The following is a 20,029-nucleotide window of genomic DNA, read 5'->3' as shown; positions in this document are numbered from 1 at the left end:
GCTGGAGCACTTCAACTGCTGCATAATTTAGTCCTCAAATCGAGTCCGATTCAAAGAACCATGCAGCAGGCCGGTAAAGGCAACTGCGACATGCGAAGCTTGCTGTGCGCCTTTGCCCATGACAAAGCCTTGCGCAGCATGGTTACAGTTTCCCAATAGGCTTATTGAATACTTAACTTTTACATTGGCAGCGAGCCGAAACCGCGCTTGCGCAAGGCCTCGGCGATCTCCTCCAAAATCGCCGGATCGTCGATGGTTGCGGGCATTTTCCAGGGTATGCCATCGGCAATTTTCTGCATGGTGCCACGCAGGATCTTGCCCGATCGCGTCTTAGGCAATCTATTGACGGTGATGGCCGTCTTGAAGGCGGCCACAGGCCCGATGTGATCGCGAATCATCGCCACCACCTCCGATTCGATCACCGTCGATTCGCGCCGAACATGGCGCTTCAGGACCAGAAAGCCACAGGGAGACTGACCCTTCAGCGCATCGATCACGCCGATGACCGCGCATTCGGCTACATCGGGGTGACGCGCGCAAACCTCCTCCATCGCACCAGTCGAGAGCCGATGACCGGCGCAATTGATGATGTCGTCGGTCCGCGACATGATGAAGAGGTAGCCGTCTTCGTCAACATAGCCGGCGTCGGCGGTCTTGTAGTAACCGGGGAACTCGTCGAGATAAGCCGATCGGAAACGGTCGTCCGCATGCCAGAGGGTCGGCAGGCAGCCGGGCGGCAGGGGTAGCCTGATGACGATATTGCCGAGCGTCCCCGCCTCGATAGAATGGCCGGCATCGTCGAGCACCGTCACCTCGTAGCCCGGCATCGGCAGTGCCGGAGAACCATGCTTGACGGGCAGGGCGCCGAGGCCGAGCGGATTTGCGGCGATCGGCCAGCCGGTCTCCGTCTGCCACCAGTGATCGATGACGGGGATGGCAAGCATGCGTTCGGCCCATTTCAGGGTCTCCGGATCGGCCCTCTCGCCGGCGAGAAACAGCGCCCGCAAATTCGGCATCTTGTAGTTCGCAATCAGTTCGCCGTCCCCATCCTCGCGTCGGATGGCGCGAAAGGCGGTCGGCGCCGTGAAGAGCACGCGCACGTCGTGCTCCGCAACGACCCGCCAAAATGCGCCGGCATCGGGCGTGCCGACCGGCTTTCCCTCGAAGATCAAGGTCGTCACGCCCGATATCAGCGGTGCATAGACAATATAGGAATGGCCTACGACCCAGCCGATATCGGAGGCCGTCCAGAAGACCTCGCCAGGGGTCAAGCCGTAGATATTCCGCATCGACCAGTTGAGCGCGACCATGTGCCCGCCATTGTCGCGCACCACGCCCTTCGGCTGGCCCGTCGTGCCGGAGGTGTAGAGAATGTAGAGCGGATCGGTCGCCTTGACGGAAACACAAGCCACCTCGGCGCCGCGATGGCGCGCCACCGCTGCCTCGAAATCCTCATCGCGGCCGCCGACAAGTTCTGCCTGAAGCTGCGGCCGCTGCAGCACCAGACAGTGCTCCGGTTTTACCCGCGCAATCTCGAACGCCTGATCGACCAGCGGCTTATAGGCGACGACGCGGCCAGGCTCGAGCCCGCAGCTTGCGGTAATCACCAGCCTGGCGCCGCTGTCGTCGATGCGGGCCGCAAGCTCGCTGGCGGCAAACCCGCCGAAAACGACGGAATGGACCGCACCGATCCGAGCGCAAGCGAGCATGGAAAATACTGCCTGCGGCAGCATCGGCATATAGAGGATGACCCGGTCGCCTCTGGCGATGCCGAGCGCCAGCAGCGTCGCGGCGATGGCCTTCACCTCGCCGAGCACCTCGTCATAGGAGAACCGACGCTTCTCGCCGGTCATGGCGCTGTCGAAGATGATGGCCGTCTCGCCGCCGCGTCCGGCCGCGACATGCCGGTCCAGGCAATTGTGACAGGTATTGGTTTCCGCTCCCGAGAACCAGCGGCCGTAAATACCTTCGTCAGGCGAAAACACCCGGTCCGGCGGCGTGAACCAGTCGATTTCGTCGGCGGCTTCGCGCCAGAAAGCTTCGGGATCGCGTTTCCAGGCCGCATAGGCCTGATGATAGCCGTTCTGCATCTGCTCCTCCCCAGGACCTGCAAGCCTCGATGTTAATCTAGGCAGAGGGGAGGGGAACGGGAAGCCCGACCAAAGCAGCGTATCAGCGCGCGCCGAAAATCGCCGATCCGACGCGGACGCTGGTGGCGCCGAAGGCGATTGCTGTCTCGTAATCGCCCGACATGCCCATGGAGAGTTTCTCAACGCCGGATTTCGACGCGAGCTTTGCCAGCAGGGCAAAATGTGGTCCGGGATTTTCCTCGGCCGGCGGAATGCACATCAGACCTTCGATGGAAAGACCGAGCTTGTCGCGACACAGCGAGACGAAGGCCGGCGTGTCGTCAGGGGCAATGCCGGCCTTCTGCGGCTCGAGCCCGGTATTAACCTGAACGTAAAGCCGCGGCCTCCTGTCTTGCCGCTGCATCTCCTCGGCAAGGGCGCGGGCAATCTTTTCCCGATCGACGGTCTCGATCACGTCGAAAAGCGCCACCGCGTCCGCCGCCTTGTTCGATTGCAGCGGCCCGATCAGATGCAGCTCGATGTCGGGATGTTCGGCTTTCAACGCCGGCCATTTGCCCTGGCTTTCCTGCACTCTGTTCTCGCCGAAAGTGCGCTGACCGGCTTCGATCGCCGGGCGGATCGCCTGCGCCTCGAATGTCTTCGACACCGCGACGAGCCGAACCGAGCCGGCCGGCCGGCGGGCCGCACGTTCCCCGGCGGCGATCCTTGACCGTACGTCGTTCAAGCGCTCTTGAAGTTCCATTGTTCTGCCTCGACATTTCAGCATGAGAATGATGGCAATGAACTAGCCAGCCATTCTGTGCTTGCCAAGACCCGCTGCCGCGAAATCGCCCGGCCCGCATGAAGATCGGACGCTTGCAGCGCCTGCAAAACTTGACGCTACGGTGGTTTCATGGTGAAGGTCTCGACCAACCTCCCCTGATTTTCCGGAATTTCGAATACAATGGCCACCGAACGTTATAATCCGCGCGATGCCGAGCCCCGCTGGCAGCAGAAATGGAATGAAGACAAGGTCTTCGAGACCGACAACGCCGATCCGCGCGAAAAATATTACGTCCTCGAAATGTTCCCCTATCCCTCGGGGCGCATCCATATGGGCCATGTCCGCAACTACGCCATGGGCGATGTCGTTGCCCGCTACAAGCGTGCCCGCGGCTATAACGTGCTGCACCCGATGGGTTGGGACGCCTTCGGCATGCCGGCGGAAAACGCCGCCATGGAACGCGGCGTCCACCCGGCGTCCTGGACCTATCAGAACATCGCCTCGATGAAGGCGCAGCTGAAGGCCATGGGGCTTTCGCTGGACTGGAGCCGCGAGTTCGCCACCTGCGACGTCGACTATTACCAGCACCAACAGCATCTCTTCCTGGATTTCCTGGAGAAGGGTCTGGTCTACCGCAAGCAGTCGAAGGTCAATTGGGATCCGGTCGACAACACCGTGCTCGCCAACGAGCAGGTGATCGACGGCCGCGGCTGGCGTTCCGGCGCGCTGGTCGAACAGCGTGAACTGACGCAATGGTTCTTCAAGATCACCGATTTCAGCCAGGACCTGCTGGACGCGCTGGATACGCTCGACCAGTGGCCGGAAAAAGTTCGCCTGATGCAGAAGAACTGGATCGGCCGTTCGGAAGGCATGACCATTCGCTGGGAAATCGTGCCGGAAACGGCGCCGGCCGGCGAAACCGAGATTACCGTCTATACCACCCGGCCGGATACGCTGTTCGGCGCCTCATTCCTGGCGATTTCCGCCGACCATCCGCTGGCCAAGGATGCCGCCGCCAACAACGCCGAGATCGAGGCCTTTTGCGAGGAATGCCGCCGCGCCGGGACTTCGCTCGCAGCACTCGAGACCGCCGAAAAGAAGGGCCTGGACACCGGCATCCGTGTGCGCCATCCGCTCGATCCCTCCTGGGAGCTGCCCGTCTATATCGCCAATTTCGTGCTGATGGATTACGGCACGGGCGCGATCTTCGGCTGCCCCTCTGGTGACCAGCGCGACCTCGATTTCGCCCGCAAATACGGTCTGCCGGTCGTGCCCGTGGTCATGCCGAGCGATGGCGACGCAGCGAGCTTTTCCGTCGGCGATACGGCCTATGACGGCGATGGCGTCATGATCAATTCACGCTTCCTCGACGGCAAGACGACCGAAGAGGCCTTCAATATGGTTGCCGAGCGGTTGTCGGCCGCCTCGCTCGGCAATACGCCGCAGGCTGAGCGGAAGGTCAATTTCCGCCTGCGCGACTGGGGCATTTCGCGCCAGCGCTATTGGGGCTGCCCGATCCCGGTCATCCATTGCGATGCCTGCGGCGTCGTGCCGGTGCCGAAGAAGGACCTGCCGGTGAAATTGCCGGAAGACGTCAGCTTCGACCAGCCGGGCAACCCGCTCGACCGCCATCCGACCTGGCGCCATGTCACCTGCCCGAATTGCGGCAAGGATGCCCGCCGCGAGACCGATACGATGGACACCTTCGTCGATTCGAGCTGGTATTTCACCCGCTTTACCGCGCCGTGGGAGGGCAAGCCGACTGATCCTGAGGCGGCTAACCGTTGGCTGCCGGTCGATCAATATATCGGCGGCATCGAGCACGCGATCCTCCATCTGCTCTATTCGCGTTTCTTTACCCGCGCCATGCGCGAGACCGGTCACGTCGCGGCGAGCGAACCCTTCAAGGGCCTGTTCACCCAAGGCATGGTGGTTCATGAGACCTACAGCCGCAACGCCGGCGCCGGCCGTGAATGGGTGGCTCCCGCCGATATCCGCATCGAGGAGATCGACGGCAAACGCCGTGCCCTGCTCTTGGCGACAGGCGAGGAGGTCGCCATCGGCTCAATCGAGAAGATGTCGAAATCGAAGAAGAATGTCGTGGATCCCGACGATATCATCGCCTCCTATGGCGCCGATACCGCCCGCTTCTTCGTGCTGTCCGATTCTCCGCCGGAGCGCGACGTCATCTGGTCCGAAGCGGGTGTCGAAGGCGCTCACCGTTTCACCCAGCGCCTGTGGCGGCTGATTTCCGAAGCAGCCGGCGTCCTGTCCGCCGTTGACGCCGCACCGGCAAGCGAGGGCGAGGCGCTGGCGATCTCGCAGGCGGCGCACAAGACGCTGAAGGCCGTTCAGAACGATTACGACAAGCTCTGGTTCAACAAGGCCGTCGCCCGCATCTACGAACTCGTCAATGCGCTCGCCTCGCCGCTGACGAGGGTTGCGGCAGGTGAGGGCGATATCGCCTATCGTGCCGCCGTGCGTGACGCGGCCGAGATTCTGATTCAGCTCGTCGCCCCGATGACGCCGCATCTCGCTGAAGAATGCTGGGCCACGCTTGGCAATACGGAGCTGCTTGCCCGCACCGACTGGCCGCGTTTCGTCGAAGCGCTCGTTGTTGAAAACGACGTTGTCCTGCCCGTGCAGATCAACGGCAAGAAGCGCGCCGAATTGACAATTTCTCGCGATGCGGATCAGAATACCGTCACCGACGCCGTGCTGGAACTGGACGCGGTGAAGAATGTGCTGAACGGTCAGGCACCGAAAAAGATCATCGTGGTTCCCCAAAGGATTGTGAACATTGTCGTCTGAAATCGCTCGCAAGCTGGCCCGCAATGCCGGCATCGCCATGATCCTTGCCACCGCGACATTTCTGTCGGCCTGCCAGGTCCGGCCGCTTTATTCCGAGAGCTCGGGCGTCACCGAAAAGTTGTCCTCGGTCGGCTTTTCCGATGCATCCGGCCGGGTCGAACAACAGGTGCGCAATCGGCTGATCTTCCTGGCGTCGCGCGGCGCCGGCGAAGCGGCAAATCCGCAGTATCATGTTGAACTGCGGGCAACGTCGAGCGTCGCCGATACGCTCCTGCGGCAATCCGGCGATACGTCGCGCGCCGGTCGTGTCACCGTCACCGTCACTTATACGCTGAGCGCCATTGCCGACGGTCGCGTCATCAAGGCCGGCAGCCGCCAGACGACTGCTCTGGTGGATTTCTCCGAGCAGGAATTTGCCAAGCAGAGGGCGATCCGCGATGCCGAAAACCGCGCGGCCGACCAAGCGGCGGAATTCGTAGGAGCCGACCTCGCCGCTGCCCTCAGCCGCTGAGGGCGGGGAGGTGGCGGAGATCAAGTCCCACGAGTTCGAGACCTTTCTGCAGAAATCGGTGCGGAACTACCGGATTTTCGTCATTTACGGGCCGGATCGCGGTTTGGTATCAGAGCGCGCCGGCCAGCTCGCCGGCAAGACCGGCGTCGCGCTGGACGACCCTTTCTCGCTGACAAAACTCGATATCGCCGATCTGCAAAAGGATCCCGGGCGATTGGTTGACGAGGCCCAGTCCATCGGGCTGTTCGGCGGCGAAAAACTCATCTGGATCCGCGGCGCCGCCAACGAGAAATACCTCGTCGAATCCCTGGCGCTCCTGGCTGAAAAACCGCTCGAGGCCGCCTATCTGATTGTGGAGGCCGGCGATCTGAAAAAGGGATCGCTGCTGCGCAAGACCGCGGAAGCCGCGCGAGCCGTCATGACGGTGCCGTCTTATGCCGACGACAGCCGCGCCTTGAACGGCTTGATCGATGCTGAACTCGGGGCGGAAAAGCTTGGCATTACACCGGCGGCGCGCCAGGCACTGATCGCACTGATTGGCGGCGATCGTATCGCTTCACGCAATGAAGTGCGCAAGCTCGCCCTTTACTGCCGCGGCCTCGATACGGTGGAAGAACATCACGTTACCGAAATAATCGGCGACGCCAGCGCGATCTCTGTTGACGATGCCGTCGACGCCATCCTAGGCGGCGACCTCAACGGCTTCCTCCATGCGATGCAAAAGATCAGCAGTTCGAAAACGGCGATCTTTCTCGTGCTCCAGGCTTGCCTGAAGCAGTTCCAGCTTCTGGATACCCTACGTGCAGAGATGGAAGACAAGGGCTTGCAGGCGCCGCAGGTGATGCAAACGATGGGCCGGCATCTGCATTTTCGCCGCAAGCCAATCCTCGAGCAGGCGCTTCGCCAATGGTCCGCGGAGAGCATCGCGCGTGAATCCAACCGTCTGCAGGCGGCTATTCTTCAGAGCCGGCGTCGGCAGGTGCTGGAAGACAGCGTTGCGATGCAAACACTTCTCTCCACCACTCTGCAATCCGGTCGCAAGTCGGCGTGATTAACGCCTCTCCAGTAGGCGACAGACTTCCTCGAGCTGCTCGAGCGACTTATAGGAAATTTTGATCTGGCCGCCACTCGTTTTGTGATTGATTGACACATCGAGCCCGAGGGCATCGGACAGAGTGCGCTCCAGCGCCAGCGTATCCGAATCCTTTTGATCACGGCGTAAGGCCGTCTGCTGCGGCACCGATTGCGCCTTGATATTGTTCTGCGCCAGTTTTTCGGCGTCACGCACTGACATGCCCTTGGCCACGATCGTGCGGGCAAGGCTCGCCGGATCGGGCGTCGACACCAGCGCACGCGCATGTCCGGCCGAAAGACTGCCGGCGGCCAGCAGATCGCGAACCGGATCCGGCAATTTCAGCAAACGCAGCGAGTTGGCGACATGGCTGCGGCTCTTGCCGATAATTTCGCCAAGATCGTTCTGGGTATAGCCATATTCCGCGATAAGCTGTTCATAGCCCAACGCCTCTTCAAGAGGATTGAGATCCGCGCGCTGAACGTTTTCGACAATGGCAATCTCAAGCGCCGTTTTATCATCGACATCACGGATAATGACGGGGATCTCGATCAGGCCGGCAAGCTGCGCTGCGCGCCACCGCCGTTCGCCGGCGATGATTTCATAGCGGTCCCGCTCCATCGTTCGCACCACGATCGGCTGCACGATGCCGTGCTGCCGGATCGAGCTGGCAAGATCGTGCAATTCGGTGTCGTCGAAGAAACGACGGGGGTTGCGGGGGTTACGACTGACGAATTCTATCGGGATCATCCGGTCGGCGCTGACGGTTCGTTCAGCTTCCACCGGAACAGGTTGATCCATTTCACCAATCAGCGCCGCAAGGCCACGGCCCAATCGCCTTTTCGATATATCGTCATTCATGATCAACACTCACCTGCATCCTGAAATGATTTTACGCGGCCAGTCTCTGGCGCTCCCGCTGAATGACCTCGGAGGCCAGCTGCAGATAGGCCTGGCTACCCGCGCATTTCAGATCATAAAGAATGGCCGGCTTGCCGTAGGACGGCGCCTCGGACACCCGGACATTGCGCGGAATTAACGTATGGTAAACCTTCTCGCCGAGATGCGTGCGCACATCATTGACCACCTGCTGGGCAAGATTATTGCGGGCATCGAACATCGTCAGGACGATGCCCTGGATATCCAGCCGCGGGTTGACCGTCCGGCGCACCTGACTGACGGTTTCGAGCAGCTGACTTAGCCCCTCGAGCGCGAAAAACTCGCACTGCAGCGGCACCAGCACCGAATGGGCTGCTGCCATGGCATTCATCGTCAGCAGGTTGAACGAAGGTGGGCAATCGAGAAGAATATAGGAAAACGCCATGGCTTCAGCGGACGACAGCGCCTTCCGCAATTTAAAGACACGATCGCTCTGCTGCGAGATTTCCATCTCGATGCCGAGCAGATCCATGGTCGATGGCACGATAAAGAGGTTGGGTACCGCAGTTTCCAGCGTCACCTCACTGATTCCGCGCTCTCCGACCATCAGGTCATAGGAGGAAAGCTTGCGATCGCGACGGTCGATGCCAAGGCCGGTGCTGGCATTGCCCTGCGGATCGAGATCCACGATCAGGACGCGCTCGCCGATGGCGGCCAGCGCTGTTGCCAGGTTGATGGCGGTGGTCGTTTTGCCAACGCCACCCTTCTGATTTGCGATGGTGATTATCCGATGTCGTTCGCCAGCCATTGCCGCAATATCCGATCTGTTAAACCAAGCGCCGGAGATTCGATATTTCCAAAATAACAGATTCCTGCTCGACGGCGCTCTTATGTTCTAACAGATCGAATTCCCACCGGCCACGTGCTTCGTCGATTTCTCTCAGGTAATCCCGGCCTTTATGAAAAAACCCACGACAATTTTCCTTGCCAAGCATCCATGGCGCTGCATAGCCGATCAGCCCGTCAAGGTCGGCGAGGGCTCTGGCTGAAATCGCATCACATTCGCCGATCTCGGCAGGGGCATCCTCGATTCGGATGGCATGAACGCTCCCGCGTGCATTTGTCTCCCGCAGTGCGGTTCGCAAAAATGCTGCCTTTTTGCGGTTGCTTTCGACAAGATGCACCCACCCATCCTGTAGTTCCGCTAGGAAGATCGCGGTAATCACGCCGGGAAAGCCACCGCCGCTGCCGAGATCGACCCAGCGAACCGGCTCGGGGTAAATCTGGAAAATCTGGCTGCTATCGGCGATGTGACGCCGCCAGAGATCGTCGAGCGTCGATGGCGCGACGAGATTGATGGCTTTTGCCCATTTCTGAAAGAGTACCGCAAAATGTTGGAGTCGTGCCTGTGTTTCACGTGAAACACGCAAACCGTTCAATTCCATTCAAAAGACTCGCTTGTGTTAGGCAGTTTGGCGCTCTGCGCTGCTCTGCCGGCGCAAATGCACCAGCAACAGCGCGATAGCGGCCGGCGTCATACCCTCGACAATGGCTGCCTGCGCGACGTTGAACGGGCGGGCCGCACTAAGCTTTGTCTTGAGCTCGTTCGACAAGCCGGAAAGCGCAGAATAGTCGAAATCGTCAGGGATACGCCGCTCCTCGTCGCGCTGCTGGTCGGCAATGGCCGAAGCCTGGCGGTCGAGATAAACCGAGTAGCCCGCTTCGATCTCCAACGCCTCGGCAACCGTCGGTCGGATCGCGCCCAGGGCATGCGGCCAGACCTGCCGGAGCGCGGCAAAGTCGTAATCCGGGTAGGACAATAAATCATAGGCCGTCCGGCGCTGACCATCCAGATTGATGTTCAGTCCGGCGCGCCGCGCTTCATTGGGGGTCACCGTCAGCGACATCAGCTGGGTCCGCCCGGCGTCGACTTCCGCTTGATAGGCCGTGAACCGCCGCTCGCGCGCACTGCTGACGCAGCCAAGCCGCATGCCAAGTGGTGTCAGCCGAACATCAGCATTGTCAGCCCGCAGAGTCAAACGATACTCCGCGCGCGACGTAAACATCCGATACGGTTCCGTAACGCCGCGAGAGGTGAGGTCATCTATCATCACCCCAATGTAAGAATTCGTTCGGCTAAAATGGAACGGAGCCGAATCGGTACTTCGCTGTGCAGCATTCAAGCCCGCCGCCAGCCCCTGCGCCGCTGCCTCCTCATAACCGGTGGTCCCGTTGATCTGGCCGGCGAGAAACAGGCCTCTCAGCCGCTTGACTTCAAGCGACGGCGTCAGCTCCCGCGGGTCGACATGATCATACTCGATGGCATACCCCGGCTGGAGGATCCGCGCCGTCTCGAGTCCGGGAATGGTCTTGATGAATTCCGCCTGGACCTCGGCCGGCAGCGACGTCGAAATGCCATTGGGATAGACCGTATCGTCGTCGAGGCCCTCGGGCTCGAGAAAGACCTGATGGCCGTCGCGTTCGCCGAACTTGACCAGCTTGTCCTCGATGGATGGGCAGTAACGCGGCCCCACACCTTCGATCTGGCCGGAATACATGGCCGAGCGCTTGATGTTGTCTACGATGATCCGGTGTGTCGCTTCGGTCGTCCGGGTGACGCCACATTCGATCTGCCGCGTCGCGATCGAATCCGTCATGAAGGAAAAGGGCACAAGGTCCTCGTCCGCACCCTGCCGACCGACGGATTGCCAGTCGATCGTCTTGCCGTCCAGCCGGGCCGGCGTGCCAGTCTTCAATCGCCCGAGGCGCAGCCCCAGCCGGGCCAGAGTCGCCGACAGCCCGAGCGAAGGGGGTTCGCCGACGCGGCCGGCGGGTGTCTTCTCCGAACCGATATGGATCAGACCGCGCAAAAAGGTGCCGGTCGTCAACACGACTGCCGGCGCTTTCAGCCGCCGGCCATCCTTCATGATCACGCCGGCAACACGGTTATCGACGACGTCGAGATCGAATGCGTCGCCTTCGACGACATCCAAGCCTGGTGTCGCTTCGATCGCCGCCAGCATCGCCAGTCGATACAGCTTCCGATCCGCCTGCGTTCGCGGACCGCGGACGGCCGCACCCTTCTTCCGGTTCAGCATTCTGAACTGGATACCGGCTATATCGGCGACCCGGCCCATCAGACCGTCCATCGCGTCGATCTCGCGGACCAGATGTCCCTTGCCAAGCCCGCCAATCGCCGGATTGCAGGACATGACACCAATCGTGTCTCGCCTGTGGGTGACTAAGGCGGTTTTCGCCCCGAGGCGCGCAGCTGCACTGGCAGCCTCCGTGCCAGCATGGCCGCCGCCGATCACAATCACATCATAGACATTGCCGGTCATCTCAAACTCCAACTCGGCGGGGTTTCATGTGAACTCGGGCTCCAGCCTCGAGAAGGTTTCACGTGAATCATTTGCCGATACAAAACTCCGAGAAGATCACATCGAGCAGCTGCTCGACATCCACCCGCCCGGTAATCCGTCCCAAATACTCAGCCGCTAGGCGAAGCTGCTCCGTGCGCAGTTCGAGGCTCGTCTCGCTCTGCGAGATTGCCGCATCGAGCGCTAACAAACATTTCGCCAGCGAATCCTTATGCCGCTGCCGGCTCGGGATCGCCATAGACAGGCCATCAAACCGCTCTTTGACGACGCGTCCTATCAGCGCCCGCAATTCCGGCAGGCCCTCACCGGTTGCCGTCGAAATTCGCAGATCATAGCGATCGGATCCAGTCTCGATGAGGTCCTTCTTCGTTCCGACCCTAACATGCGGCAAAGCCTGGTCCAAGTCGGCAGGAATGACGGGATCGCTCACATCGACCAGCAACAGCACAAGATCGGCATCGCGAAGCGCAACCCGCGCCCGCCGCACGCCTTCCATCTCGACCCGGTCGTCCGCCTCACGCAGACCGGCCGTGTCATAGAGTTTGACAAGATAGCCGTCAATGTCGAGATCGACCTGCAGGACGTCACGGGTGGTTCCGGCAATATCCGTGACGATGGCGACGTCACGTCGGGCGAGAGCATTCAGCAGGCTCGATTTTCCCGCATTCGGCGCGCCGGCGATGACCACCTTAAAGCCGTCCCTGATAATCTCGCCTGCCGAAGCCGCGTCGAGGTGATGGCGGATATCGTTGCGAAGGCGATCCATGTCGGCCCAGACCATATCCGACACCGATCCCGGGACATCATCCTCGTCGGCAAAATCGAGTTCCGCCTCGATCAAGGCGCGCGCACGGGTCAATCGTTCCGCCCACGAATCGTATACTGCCGAGAGACCACCAGCGCTGTGTTCCACCGCAAGGCGGCGCTGCATCTCGGTCTCAGCCCCGATGAGATCGGCCAGGCCCTCGACCTCGACCAGATCAAGCTTGCCGTTTTCGAAAGCACGTCGCGAAAACTCGCCCTCGATCGCCATACGAACACCGGGGGTATCACCCAGCGCCTGAAACAGCGCTGCCAGGACGGCCTTGCTGCCATGGATCTGCAGCTCGGCGACATCTTCGCCGGTAAACGAGTTTGGAGCGGGAAAAAACAGCACCAGACCGCTATCGATCGGTTGGTTGTTACGAGCCCGAATCGTTCGGATGGAAGCCAGCCGATCAGCCGGCACTGACCCGGCCAGCCTGGTTAGCAGTTCTCTGGTCAACGGACCGCTGATTCGAATGACCGAAACACCCGAGGGCGGGGCGCCGCTCGAAAGCGCATAAATCGTATCATTTACCATGGCCATGCGTCCGCGTGTCAGTTCGAATCCGAATCGATTCCTCTCAAATAAAAAGCTGGCGACATCGAGGCGATGCGCCAGCTCTGGTAGGATGAATCCGGCTAAGGATCAGGTATTCATCGAGTCGAAGAAATCGGAATTGTTCTTCGTCTGCTTGAGCTTATCGATCAGGAATTCGATCGCATCGGTGGTGCCCATAGGAGCGAGGATACGGCGAAGAACGAAGATCTTCTGCAGATCCTGGCGTGGAACGAGCAGGTCTTCCTTACGCGTGCCGGACTTGAGAATGTCCATCGCCGGGAAGATGCGCTTGTCGGCGACCTTGCGGTCGAGGACGATTTCCGAATTGCCGGTACCCTTGAACTCTTCGAAGATCACTTCGTCCATGCGGCTGCCTGTATCGATCAGCGCCGTTGCGATGATGGTCAGAGAACCACCTTCCTCGATGTTGCGCGCGGCGCCGAAGAAGCGCTTCGGCCGTTGCAGCGCATTGGCGTCGACACCACCTGTCAGCACCTTGCCGGAGGAGGGGACAACGGTGTTATAGGCGCGCCCGAGGCGTGTGATCGAATCGAGCAGAATCACAACGTCGCGGCCATGCTCAACGAGACGCTTGGCCTTTTCGATGACCATTTCGGCCACCTGGACGTGACGCACCGCCGGTTCGTCGAAGGTCGAGGAAATGACCTCGCCGCGGACGGAACGCTGCATGTCCGTCACCTCCTCCGGACGTTCGTCGATCAGAAGGACGATGAGATAGCATTCCGGGTGATTGGCCGTGATCGAATGGGCGATGTTCTGAAGAAGGACGGTCTTACCGGTGCGCGGCGGCGCGACGATCAAGCCGCGCTGGCCCTTGCCGAGCGGCGCCACCAGATCGATCACGCGGGGCGACAGATCCTTGGAGGTCGGAATGTCGAGTTCCATCTTGAAGCGCTCATTCGGATAGAGCGGCGTCAGATTGTCGAAATGAACCTTGTGACGAATCTTTTCCGGATCGTCGAAATTGATGGTGTTGACCTTCAGCAGCGCAAAATAGCGCTCGCCTTCCTTTGGTCCGCGGATCGGTCCCTCGACCGTGTCGCCTGTCTTCAAAGAGAAACGGCGGATCTGCGACGGCGAGATATAAATATCGTCAGGGCCGGGCAGGTAGTTGGCGTTGGCCGAGCGCAGGAAGCCGAAGCCGTCCTGCAGCACTTCGACCACCCCTTCGCCGATGATCTCCACATCCTGGCTGGCCAGCATCTTGAGGATCGCAAACATCAGCTCCTGTTTGCGCATCGTGCTTGCATTCTCAACCTCGAGCGATTCGGCGAAAGCCAGAAGATCCGTCGGGGATTTGCTCTTAAGTTCCTGAAGCTTCATTTCAGCCATGAAGTGACCAATACTCTTTTCATTTTCGAAGGGGAAAGGCGATGTTGGGTCGTATTCGGTACTGCGAAAGGGGCTCGCAGACGACTGAACTCTTCACACATGCCACGTAGATGAGATGCGCGGAAAATAGCGAGTCGCAATCGCGCCCGCAAGGGGGCTGATTAAAATGAAGCAAATTTAACCTGAGGAGGATTTTCCTCAGAACGGCTTCACCACGGCGAGGATCACGATCAGGATCATCAGCAGTGTCGGCGCCTCGTTCATGAACCGCCAATAGCGTGCCGAGCGGCGATTTTCGTCGCGCTCGAAAGCGCCGACCGCACGGCTGAAGAACATATGAACAGCGGTCAGCAGCACGACCAGACCGATCTTGGCATGCAGCCAGCCGCCCTGGAATCCATAGACCGACCAGGCGAGATAAAGACCGAAGATCCAGGTCAGCATCATCGCCGGTGTCATGATGATCCGCAGCAGCCGGCGCTCCATCACCTTGAAGGTTTCCGACTGCACCGAGCCCGGCTCCGCGTCGGTGTGATAGATGAACAGCCGCGGCATGTAGAACAGCCCAGCCATCCAGGAAATCACCGCGATGATGTGAAGCGCCTTGATCCAGAGATAGAGATTGTCGGGGTTCCAGGCGAAAAGCCCGACCGCCATCAGGGCGAAGAAGGCCAGCGCAAAATGGGCACGGCGCCGGGCATAAGCGCCAGGTTTCCGATCCGTCTGCCTTTCAGTCGTCACTTCGCGCCCCGCACGCGTTCGACCAGCTGACGCACATGGTCCGGGTCGGCCTGCGGCGTGATGCCGTGGCCGAGATTGAAGATCAGCGGTCCATGGCCGAGATGCTGCAGAATATCATCGATACCCTCTTCCAGCGCCCGGCCGCCGGCAACGACGCGCATCGGATCGAGATTGCCCTGCACCGGTCCATCCTTCTGAAGTTCGGCGGCAAAGGCCAATGGGACCGACCAGTCAAGGCCGATGGCATCGGCGTCGGTCTTCTGACGATAGGTTTTCAGCTGAGAGCCGGCCCCCTTGGCGAAGGCGATGACCCGCGCATGCGGGCGCTGCGACTTGATCGACGCGATCATCCGAGCAACCGGCCTGATTGCGAAAGCTTCGAACTCCTTCTCCCCGAGAACCCCAGCCCAGGAATCGAAGATCTGAACGGCATCGGCGCCGGCGTCGATCTGGGCGACGAGATAGTCTGCCGACACGTCGGCAAGCAGCATCAGCAGATGTTCGAAGGCGCAGGGATATTTGTAGGCGAAGAGACGGGCAGGGGCCTGATCCGGCGTGCCGTGTCCGGCGATCATATAAGTCGCAACCGTCCAGGGCGCCCCGCAGAAGCCGAGCAGGGTCGTCTCATCAGGCAACTCCTCCCGCAACCGTCGCACCGTTTCCAGAACCGGTCTGAGATAGGCGACGACCTCTTCCCCGTTCAATCGCCCGATCCCGGCTTCATCGATCGGATCCATCTCCGGCCCATGCCCTTCGGTGAACCGGACATTCCGTTTCATTGCATCGGGGATGACCAGAATATCGGAAAACAGGATGGCCGCATCGAAGCCATAGCGGCGGATCGGCTGCAGCGTCACTTCAACAGCGTAATCGGGGGTGTAGCAGAGATCGAGAAAACTTCCGGCCTTTGCCCGCGTCTCTCTGTATTCCGGCAGGTAACGTCCCGCCTGCCTCATCAGCCAGAGAGGGGGAGGGCTCAGGGTTTCGCCATCGAGAACCCTCATGATCTTTCGGCGCGTGTCTCTCAAGCGCTTCTTCCCTATAAAAAATCAAAGATATTTTAAAAGGTTTCTATTTCTTAGAGTCGGTGTCTATCAAGGATTAAAATCCATCCACTGCCGATGCCATTTGTCGCGCGCCCGCACCAAAGCTCGAAAAGAATTTTCCGATCCTGCGAAAATTCGGGGAGAGAGCGAATCGGAGAATGATTCCAAAACTTTACTGGGAAGCCAATTTTCTCCTTCCTGTGGATAAGTTGTGGAGCTTTCTTCGACAAACCGATTTCGTCCCCATCCTCCACAGGACCTGACAAAACAGGTCCGCAAAATTCGAAATGTGGATAAGGCGGCATGTTTTCCCTTGCCCGAGGCAGCCTCACCGCCTTAGCTCTCCATCATCCAGTGTTTTCAACAGGCAGCGGAAAATAGCGTGGAGAACAGAACGAACTTCTTTCATCTGCATCTGATTTCTGACTCGACGGGAGAGACTCTGATCTCCGCCGGCCGCGCCGCCTCGGCGCAGTTCCGATCCGCTCAGCCGATCGAGCACGTCTATCCGCTGATCCGCAATCGCAAGCAGCTGCTGCCGGTTCTGCAGGCAATCGACGATGCGCCCGGCATCGTGCTCTACACCATCGTCGACCGGGAACTGGCGAGCCTAATCGACGAGCGCTGCACCGAAATGGGCGTCGCTTCGGTCAATGTGCTGGAGCCGGTCATGAATGCGTTCCAGATCTATCTCGGCGCTCCGTCGCGTCGCCGGGTCGGAGCCCAGCATGTGATGAATGCCGGCTACTTCGCCCGCATCGAAGCGCTGAATTTCACCATGGATCACGACGACGGCCAGATGCCGGACGATTACAACGATGCCGATGTCGTCATCATCGGCATCAGCCGGACATCGAAGACACCGACAAGCATCTATCTCGCCAATCGCGGCATCAAGACGGCCAACATTCCGATCGTCTACGGCGTGCCATTGCCCGAGAGCCTACTTGTCGCGACCAAACCCCTGATCGTGTGCCTGATCGCCACCACCGACCGCATCTCCCAGGTGAGGGAAAACCGCATCCTCGGAGCGACCCAGGGCTTCGATCGCGAACACTATACCGATCGCGCCGCGATCTCCGAGGAGCTGAAATATGCCCGCTCGCTTTGCGCCCGTCACAACTGGCCGCTGATCGACGTGACCCGCCGCTCGATCGAGGAAACCGCCGCGGCAATCGTTGCCCTGCGCCCGAAGCTGCGCTAAGCGCTGACGCAAAGCCGGCACTCCGAGGAGCCTATGACAACAAACATCATCCTTGCATCGTCGAGCCCGTTTCGCCGGATGCTGATGGAAAATGCCGGTCTATCTTTCGAGGCGCATGCCGCAAGGATCGATGAAAGGGCGCTGGAAGCGCCGTTGGAAAAAGCCGGCGCGACGCCGGATGCCGTTGCCCTCGCCCTCGCCAGGGCCAAGGCCGAGGATGTCAGCCGCCGTTTTTCAGACAGCCTGGTTATCGGTTCGGATCAGACGATGTCGCTCGGCGACCGCGTCTTCCACAAGCCGAAGGACATGGCCGACGCGGCGAGCCATCTTCACGCCCTGTCGGGAAAAACGCATCGATTGAACAGCGCCGTCGCCATCGTCACCAATGGCGTGGTCCTGTGGGAACATTTGGCCCATGCGGAGCTGACGATGCGGCCGCTGACGACGGATTTCATTGCCGGGCATCTGGCGCGGGTCGGCGACGGAGCGCTTTCGAGCGTCGGCGCCTATCAATTGGAGGGGCAGGGCATTCAGCTCTTCGAGAAAATCGAAGGTGATTATTTCACCATTCTCGGCCTGCCGATGCTGCCGCTTCTGAAGAAATTGCGCGAATTCGGAGCGATCGATGGGTGATTCACGTGAAACATTCGGGCCGAAAGCGTTTGTCACCGGCTTTCCGGTCAGGCATTCGCGCTCGCCGTTGATCCACGGATATTGGTTGAAGACCCTCGGCCTGCCAGGCAGCTACCGCGCTCACGAAGTCGCACCGGAAGCCTTTGCCGATTTCATCGCTTCGCTGAAGGACGGCAGTTCCGGCTTTATCGGCGGCAATGTCACCATTCCCCACAAGGAGTTGGCCTTCCGCCTCGCCGACAGGCCGGACGCGCTGTCGCACGAACTCGGCGCGTCGAACACGCTGTGGCTGGAGGATGGCCTTCTTCACGCGACAAATACCGACGGCCGCGGCTTCACTGCCAATCTTGACGAACGCCATCCGGGCTGGGACCGGCATGACACGGCGGTGATCTTCGGCGCCGGCGGCGCCAGCCGGGCCATCATCCAGGCGGTTCGCGACCGCGGCTTCAAGACGATCCACGTCGTCAACCGTACGGTCGAACGGGCCCGCGAACTGGCCGACCGTTTTGGCTCGAAGGTTCAGGCTCATCCGGCCGGGGCCCTTGCTGGGGTGATGAAAGGTGCTGGCCTCTTTATCAACACCACGTCGCTCGGCATGGATGGCGAGGCGGCGCCGCAGCTCGATTTCACCCCTCTTGCCGCCGACGCCGTCGTCACCGATATCGTCTATGTGCCGCTGAAGACGCCGATTCTGGCGCAGGCGCAAGAGCAGGGCTTTGCGATCGTCGATGGCCTCGGCATGCTGCTGCATCAGGCCGTGCCGGGCTTCGAGAAATGGTTCGGCAAGCGCCCCGTCGTCGACGCCGCACTGCGTGCGCTGATTATTGCGGATATGGAAGCACATTGATGCTGACGATCGGATTGACCGGCTCGATCGGAATGGGAAAGTCGACGGCCGGCAAGCTCTTTGCCGAGGCCGGGATCCCGCTGAACGATTCGGATGCCGTGGTCCACGATCTCTATGCCGGCGAAGCTGCACCGCTGGTGGATGTCGCCTTTCCCGGCACGATGAAGGAGGGCGTGGTCGACCGGCACGAACTCGGTCGCCAGCTGGCACTCGATCCCGACGGCTTCAAGCGGCTGGAAGCAATCGTTCACCCGCTGGTCCGCAAGCGCGAAACGGAATTTCTGGCACGCCACCGCGCCGCCGGCGCCGAGATGGTTCTGCTCGATATCCCGCTGCTTTTCGAAACCGGCGCCTGGGAAAGGGTGGATGTCATCGTCGTCGTCAGCACCGATCCACAGATTCAGCGTCAGAGGGTGCTTGCGCGCGAAGACATGACCGAGGAAAAATTCGACATGATTCTCTCTCGCCAGACGCCGGATGCAGAAAAACGGCGCCGTGCCGATTACCTGATCGACACCAGTCACAGCATTGAGCAGACGAGGGAACGGGTGCTTGAGATCGTCGCCGATCTGAAAATGCGAATTGCCAAGGGAGATTTCCGGAATGCGTGAGATCATTTTCGATACGGAAACCACCGGCCTCGACAACCGGATGGACCGCATCATCGAAATCGGCGGCATCGAACTCTTCAATCACTTCCCGACCGGCAACACGCTTCATATCTACATCAATCCAGGAGATCAGAAGGTCCATCCGGATGCGCTCGCCGTGCACGGCATTACCGACGAATTCCTGAAGGACAAGAAAGCCTTCGCCGAGGTCGCCGAGGAAATTCTCGCCTTTTTCGGCGATGCGAAATGGATCGCCCATAACGCTACTTTCGACATGGGCTTCATCAATGCTGAATTCGCGCGGATCGGTTTGCCGCCGATCCTGCCGGAAAGGGTGGTCGATACGCTGTCCATGGCGCGGCGCAAACATCCGATGGGACCAAATTCGCTCGACGCGCTTTGCCGGCGTTACGGCGTCGACAATTCGCACCGCGCCAAACACGGCGCACTTCTCGACTCTGAACTGCTGGCCGAAGTCTATATCGAAATGATCGGCGGCCGGCAGGCGGCCCTTGGCCTCGGCCTATCGGGTCAATCCGGCCAGGCGGCGCGCGGCGAAATGGCAATGGAAGATGATGGCGTGATAGCAGCGGTGCTTGAGCGGCCCCGCCCGCTTGCACCCCGCCTCAGCCAGGCCGAAGCGCAGGCGCATGAGGCGCTGGTCGCCAAGCTCGGCGAAAAAGGCATCTGGTCGAAATTCGGCAGCGCGGCGTCGAATTGAA

General features: G+C 60.3%; 18 protein-coding genes. 8 read left to right on the top strand and 10 right to left on the bottom strand.

Features of this window, described 5'->3' with window-relative positions:
- Nucleotides 1–179: 179 nt before the first annotated feature.
- Entirely contained in the window at nucleotides 180–2,090 is a 1,911-nt protein-coding gene (locus PYR71_RS13070; protein ID WP_275619660.1) for a propionyl-CoA synthetase, read from the bottom strand.
- An 82-nt stretch (nucleotides 2,091–2,172) separates the two neighbouring features.
- Nucleotides 2,173–2,832, bottom strand: coding sequence for a YggS family pyridoxal phosphate-dependent enzyme (locus tag PYR71_RS13065; RefSeq protein WP_275619659.1), 660 nt, complete (start codon nucleotides 2,830–2,832; stop codon nucleotides 2,173–2,175).
- A 201-nt stretch (nucleotides 2,833–3,033) separates the two neighbouring features.
- Here PYR71_RS13065 and leuS point away from each other — a divergent pair, with 201 nt between their 5' ends.
- From leuS to holA, 3 genes are read left to right on the top strand one after another with little or no spacing between them, the layout of a single operon-like run.
- Entirely contained in the window at nucleotides 3,034–5,664 is a 2,631-nt protein-coding gene (leuS, locus tag PYR71_RS13060) for a leucine--tRNA ligase (RefSeq protein ID WP_275619658.1), read from the top strand.
- Nucleotides 5,654–6,175 (top strand): LPS assembly lipoprotein LptE, encoded by a 522-nt coding sequence (gene lptE / locus PYR71_RS13055; RefSeq protein ID WP_183919514.1) that lies wholly within the window; start codon nucleotides 5,654–5,656, stop codon nucleotides 6,173–6,175. The genes leuS and lptE overlap by 11 nt, the downstream gene beginning before the upstream one ends.
- 10 nt (nucleotides 6,176–6,185) lie before the next feature.
- A complete protein-coding gene (gene holA / locus PYR71_RS13050) occupies nucleotides 6,186–7,226 on the top strand; it encodes a DNA polymerase III subunit delta (protein ID WP_275619657.1) in 1,041 nt (346 codons plus the stop codon).
- On the opposite strand, the gene PYR71_RS13045 is transcribed toward holA, so the two are convergent.
- The 8 genes from PYR71_RS13045 to hemE all read right to left on the bottom strand — a co-directional run bounded on the left by PYR71_RS13045 (nucleotide 7,227) and on the right by hemE (nucleotide 15,991).
- A complete protein-coding gene (locus PYR71_RS13045; RefSeq protein ID WP_275619656.1) occupies nucleotides 7,227–8,108 on the bottom strand; it encodes a ParB/RepB/Spo0J family partition protein in 882 nt (293 codons plus the stop codon).
- A 31-nt stretch (nucleotides 8,109–8,139) separates the two neighbouring features.
- A complete protein-coding gene (locus tag PYR71_RS13040) occupies nucleotides 8,140–8,934 on the bottom strand; it encodes a ParA family protein (RefSeq protein WP_038692104.1) in 795 nt (264 codons plus the stop codon).
- A gap of 19 nt (nucleotides 8,935–8,953) precedes the next feature.
- On the bottom strand, nucleotides 8,954–9,571 hold the full coding sequence (gene rsmG / locus PYR71_RS13035) for a 16S rRNA (guanine(527)-N(7))-methyltransferase RsmG (protein ID WP_275619655.1): 618 nt from the start codon (nucleotides 9,569–9,571) through the stop codon (nucleotides 8,954–8,956).
- Nucleotides 9,572–9,589: 18 nt separating this feature from the next.
- A complete protein-coding gene (gene mnmG, locus PYR71_RS13030; RefSeq protein WP_275619654.1) occupies nucleotides 9,590–11,467 on the bottom strand; it encodes a tRNA uridine-5-carboxymethylaminomethyl(34) synthesis enzyme MnmG in 1,878 nt (625 codons plus the stop codon).
- Nucleotides 11,468–11,534: 67 nt separating this feature from the next.
- The gene (gene mnmE, locus PYR71_RS13025) at nucleotides 11,535–12,854 is read right to left on the bottom strand and encodes a tRNA uridine-5-carboxymethylaminomethyl(34) synthesis GTPase MnmE (protein ID WP_275619653.1); all 1,320 of its coding nucleotides are present in this window, start codon (nucleotides 12,852–12,854) and stop codon (nucleotides 11,535–11,537) included.
- 102 nt (nucleotides 12,855–12,956) lie between these two features.
- The gene (gene rho / locus PYR71_RS13020; protein ID WP_003571435.1) at nucleotides 12,957–14,222 is read right to left on the bottom strand and encodes a transcription termination factor Rho; all 1,266 of its coding nucleotides are present in this window, start codon (nucleotides 14,220–14,222) and stop codon (nucleotides 12,957–12,959) included.
- 198 nt (nucleotides 14,223–14,420) lie between these two features.
- A complete protein-coding gene (hemJ, locus tag PYR71_RS13015; protein WP_183919526.1) occupies nucleotides 14,421–14,963 on the bottom strand; it encodes a protoporphyrinogen oxidase HemJ in 543 nt (180 codons plus the stop codon).
- Nucleotides 14,960–15,991: a uroporphyrinogen decarboxylase gene (hemE, locus tag PYR71_RS13010; RefSeq protein ID WP_275619652.1), complete on the bottom strand. Its 1,032-nt coding sequence runs from the start codon at nucleotides 15,989–15,991 to the stop codon at nucleotides 14,960–14,962. Before hemE ends, hemJ begins: the two co-directional genes overlap by 4 nt.
- A 400-nt stretch (nucleotides 15,992–16,391) precedes the next feature.
- On the opposite strand from hemE, the gene PYR71_RS13005 reads away from it, so the two are divergent.
- Genes PYR71_RS13005 through dnaQ form a run of 5 tightly spaced genes read left to right on the top strand, consistent with a single transcriptional unit; the run spans nucleotide 16,392 to nucleotide 20,028 of the window.
- A complete protein-coding gene (locus tag PYR71_RS13005; protein ID WP_037115893.1) occupies nucleotides 16,392–17,213 on the top strand; it encodes a pyruvate, water dikinase regulatory protein in 822 nt (273 codons plus the stop codon).
- 33 nt (nucleotides 17,214–17,246) lie between these two features.
- Complete coding sequence (locus PYR71_RS13000) at nucleotides 17,247–17,846, top strand: Maf-like protein (RefSeq protein ID WP_183919532.1); 600 nt, start codon at nucleotides 17,247–17,249, stop codon at nucleotides 17,844–17,846.
- The gene (locus PYR71_RS12995; RefSeq protein WP_275619651.1) at nucleotides 17,839–18,696 is read left to right on the top strand and encodes a shikimate dehydrogenase; all 858 of its coding nucleotides are present in this window, start codon (nucleotides 17,839–17,841) and stop codon (nucleotides 18,694–18,696) included. Before PYR71_RS13000 ends, PYR71_RS12995 begins: the two co-directional genes overlap by 8 nt.
- Complete coding sequence (gene coaE, locus PYR71_RS12990) at nucleotides 18,696–19,307, top strand: dephospho-CoA kinase (RefSeq protein ID WP_183919536.1); 612 nt, start codon at nucleotides 18,696–18,698, stop codon at nucleotides 19,305–19,307. The genes PYR71_RS12995 and coaE overlap by 1 nt, the downstream gene beginning before the upstream one ends.
- Nucleotides 19,300–20,028: a DNA polymerase III subunit epsilon gene (gene dnaQ, locus PYR71_RS12985; protein ID WP_275619650.1), complete on the top strand. Its 729-nt coding sequence runs from the start codon at nucleotides 19,300–19,302 to the stop codon at nucleotides 20,026–20,028. Before coaE ends, dnaQ begins: the two co-directional genes overlap by 8 nt.
- Nucleotide 20,029 lies beyond the last annotated feature (1 nt).

Source organism: Rhizobium mulingense (assembly GCF_029194105.1).
GTDB lineage: Bacteria > Pseudomonadota > Alphaproteobacteria > Rhizobiales > Rhizobiaceae > Rhizobium > Rhizobium mulingense.
This window is presented reverse-complemented; position numbering and strand designations above follow the sequence as displayed.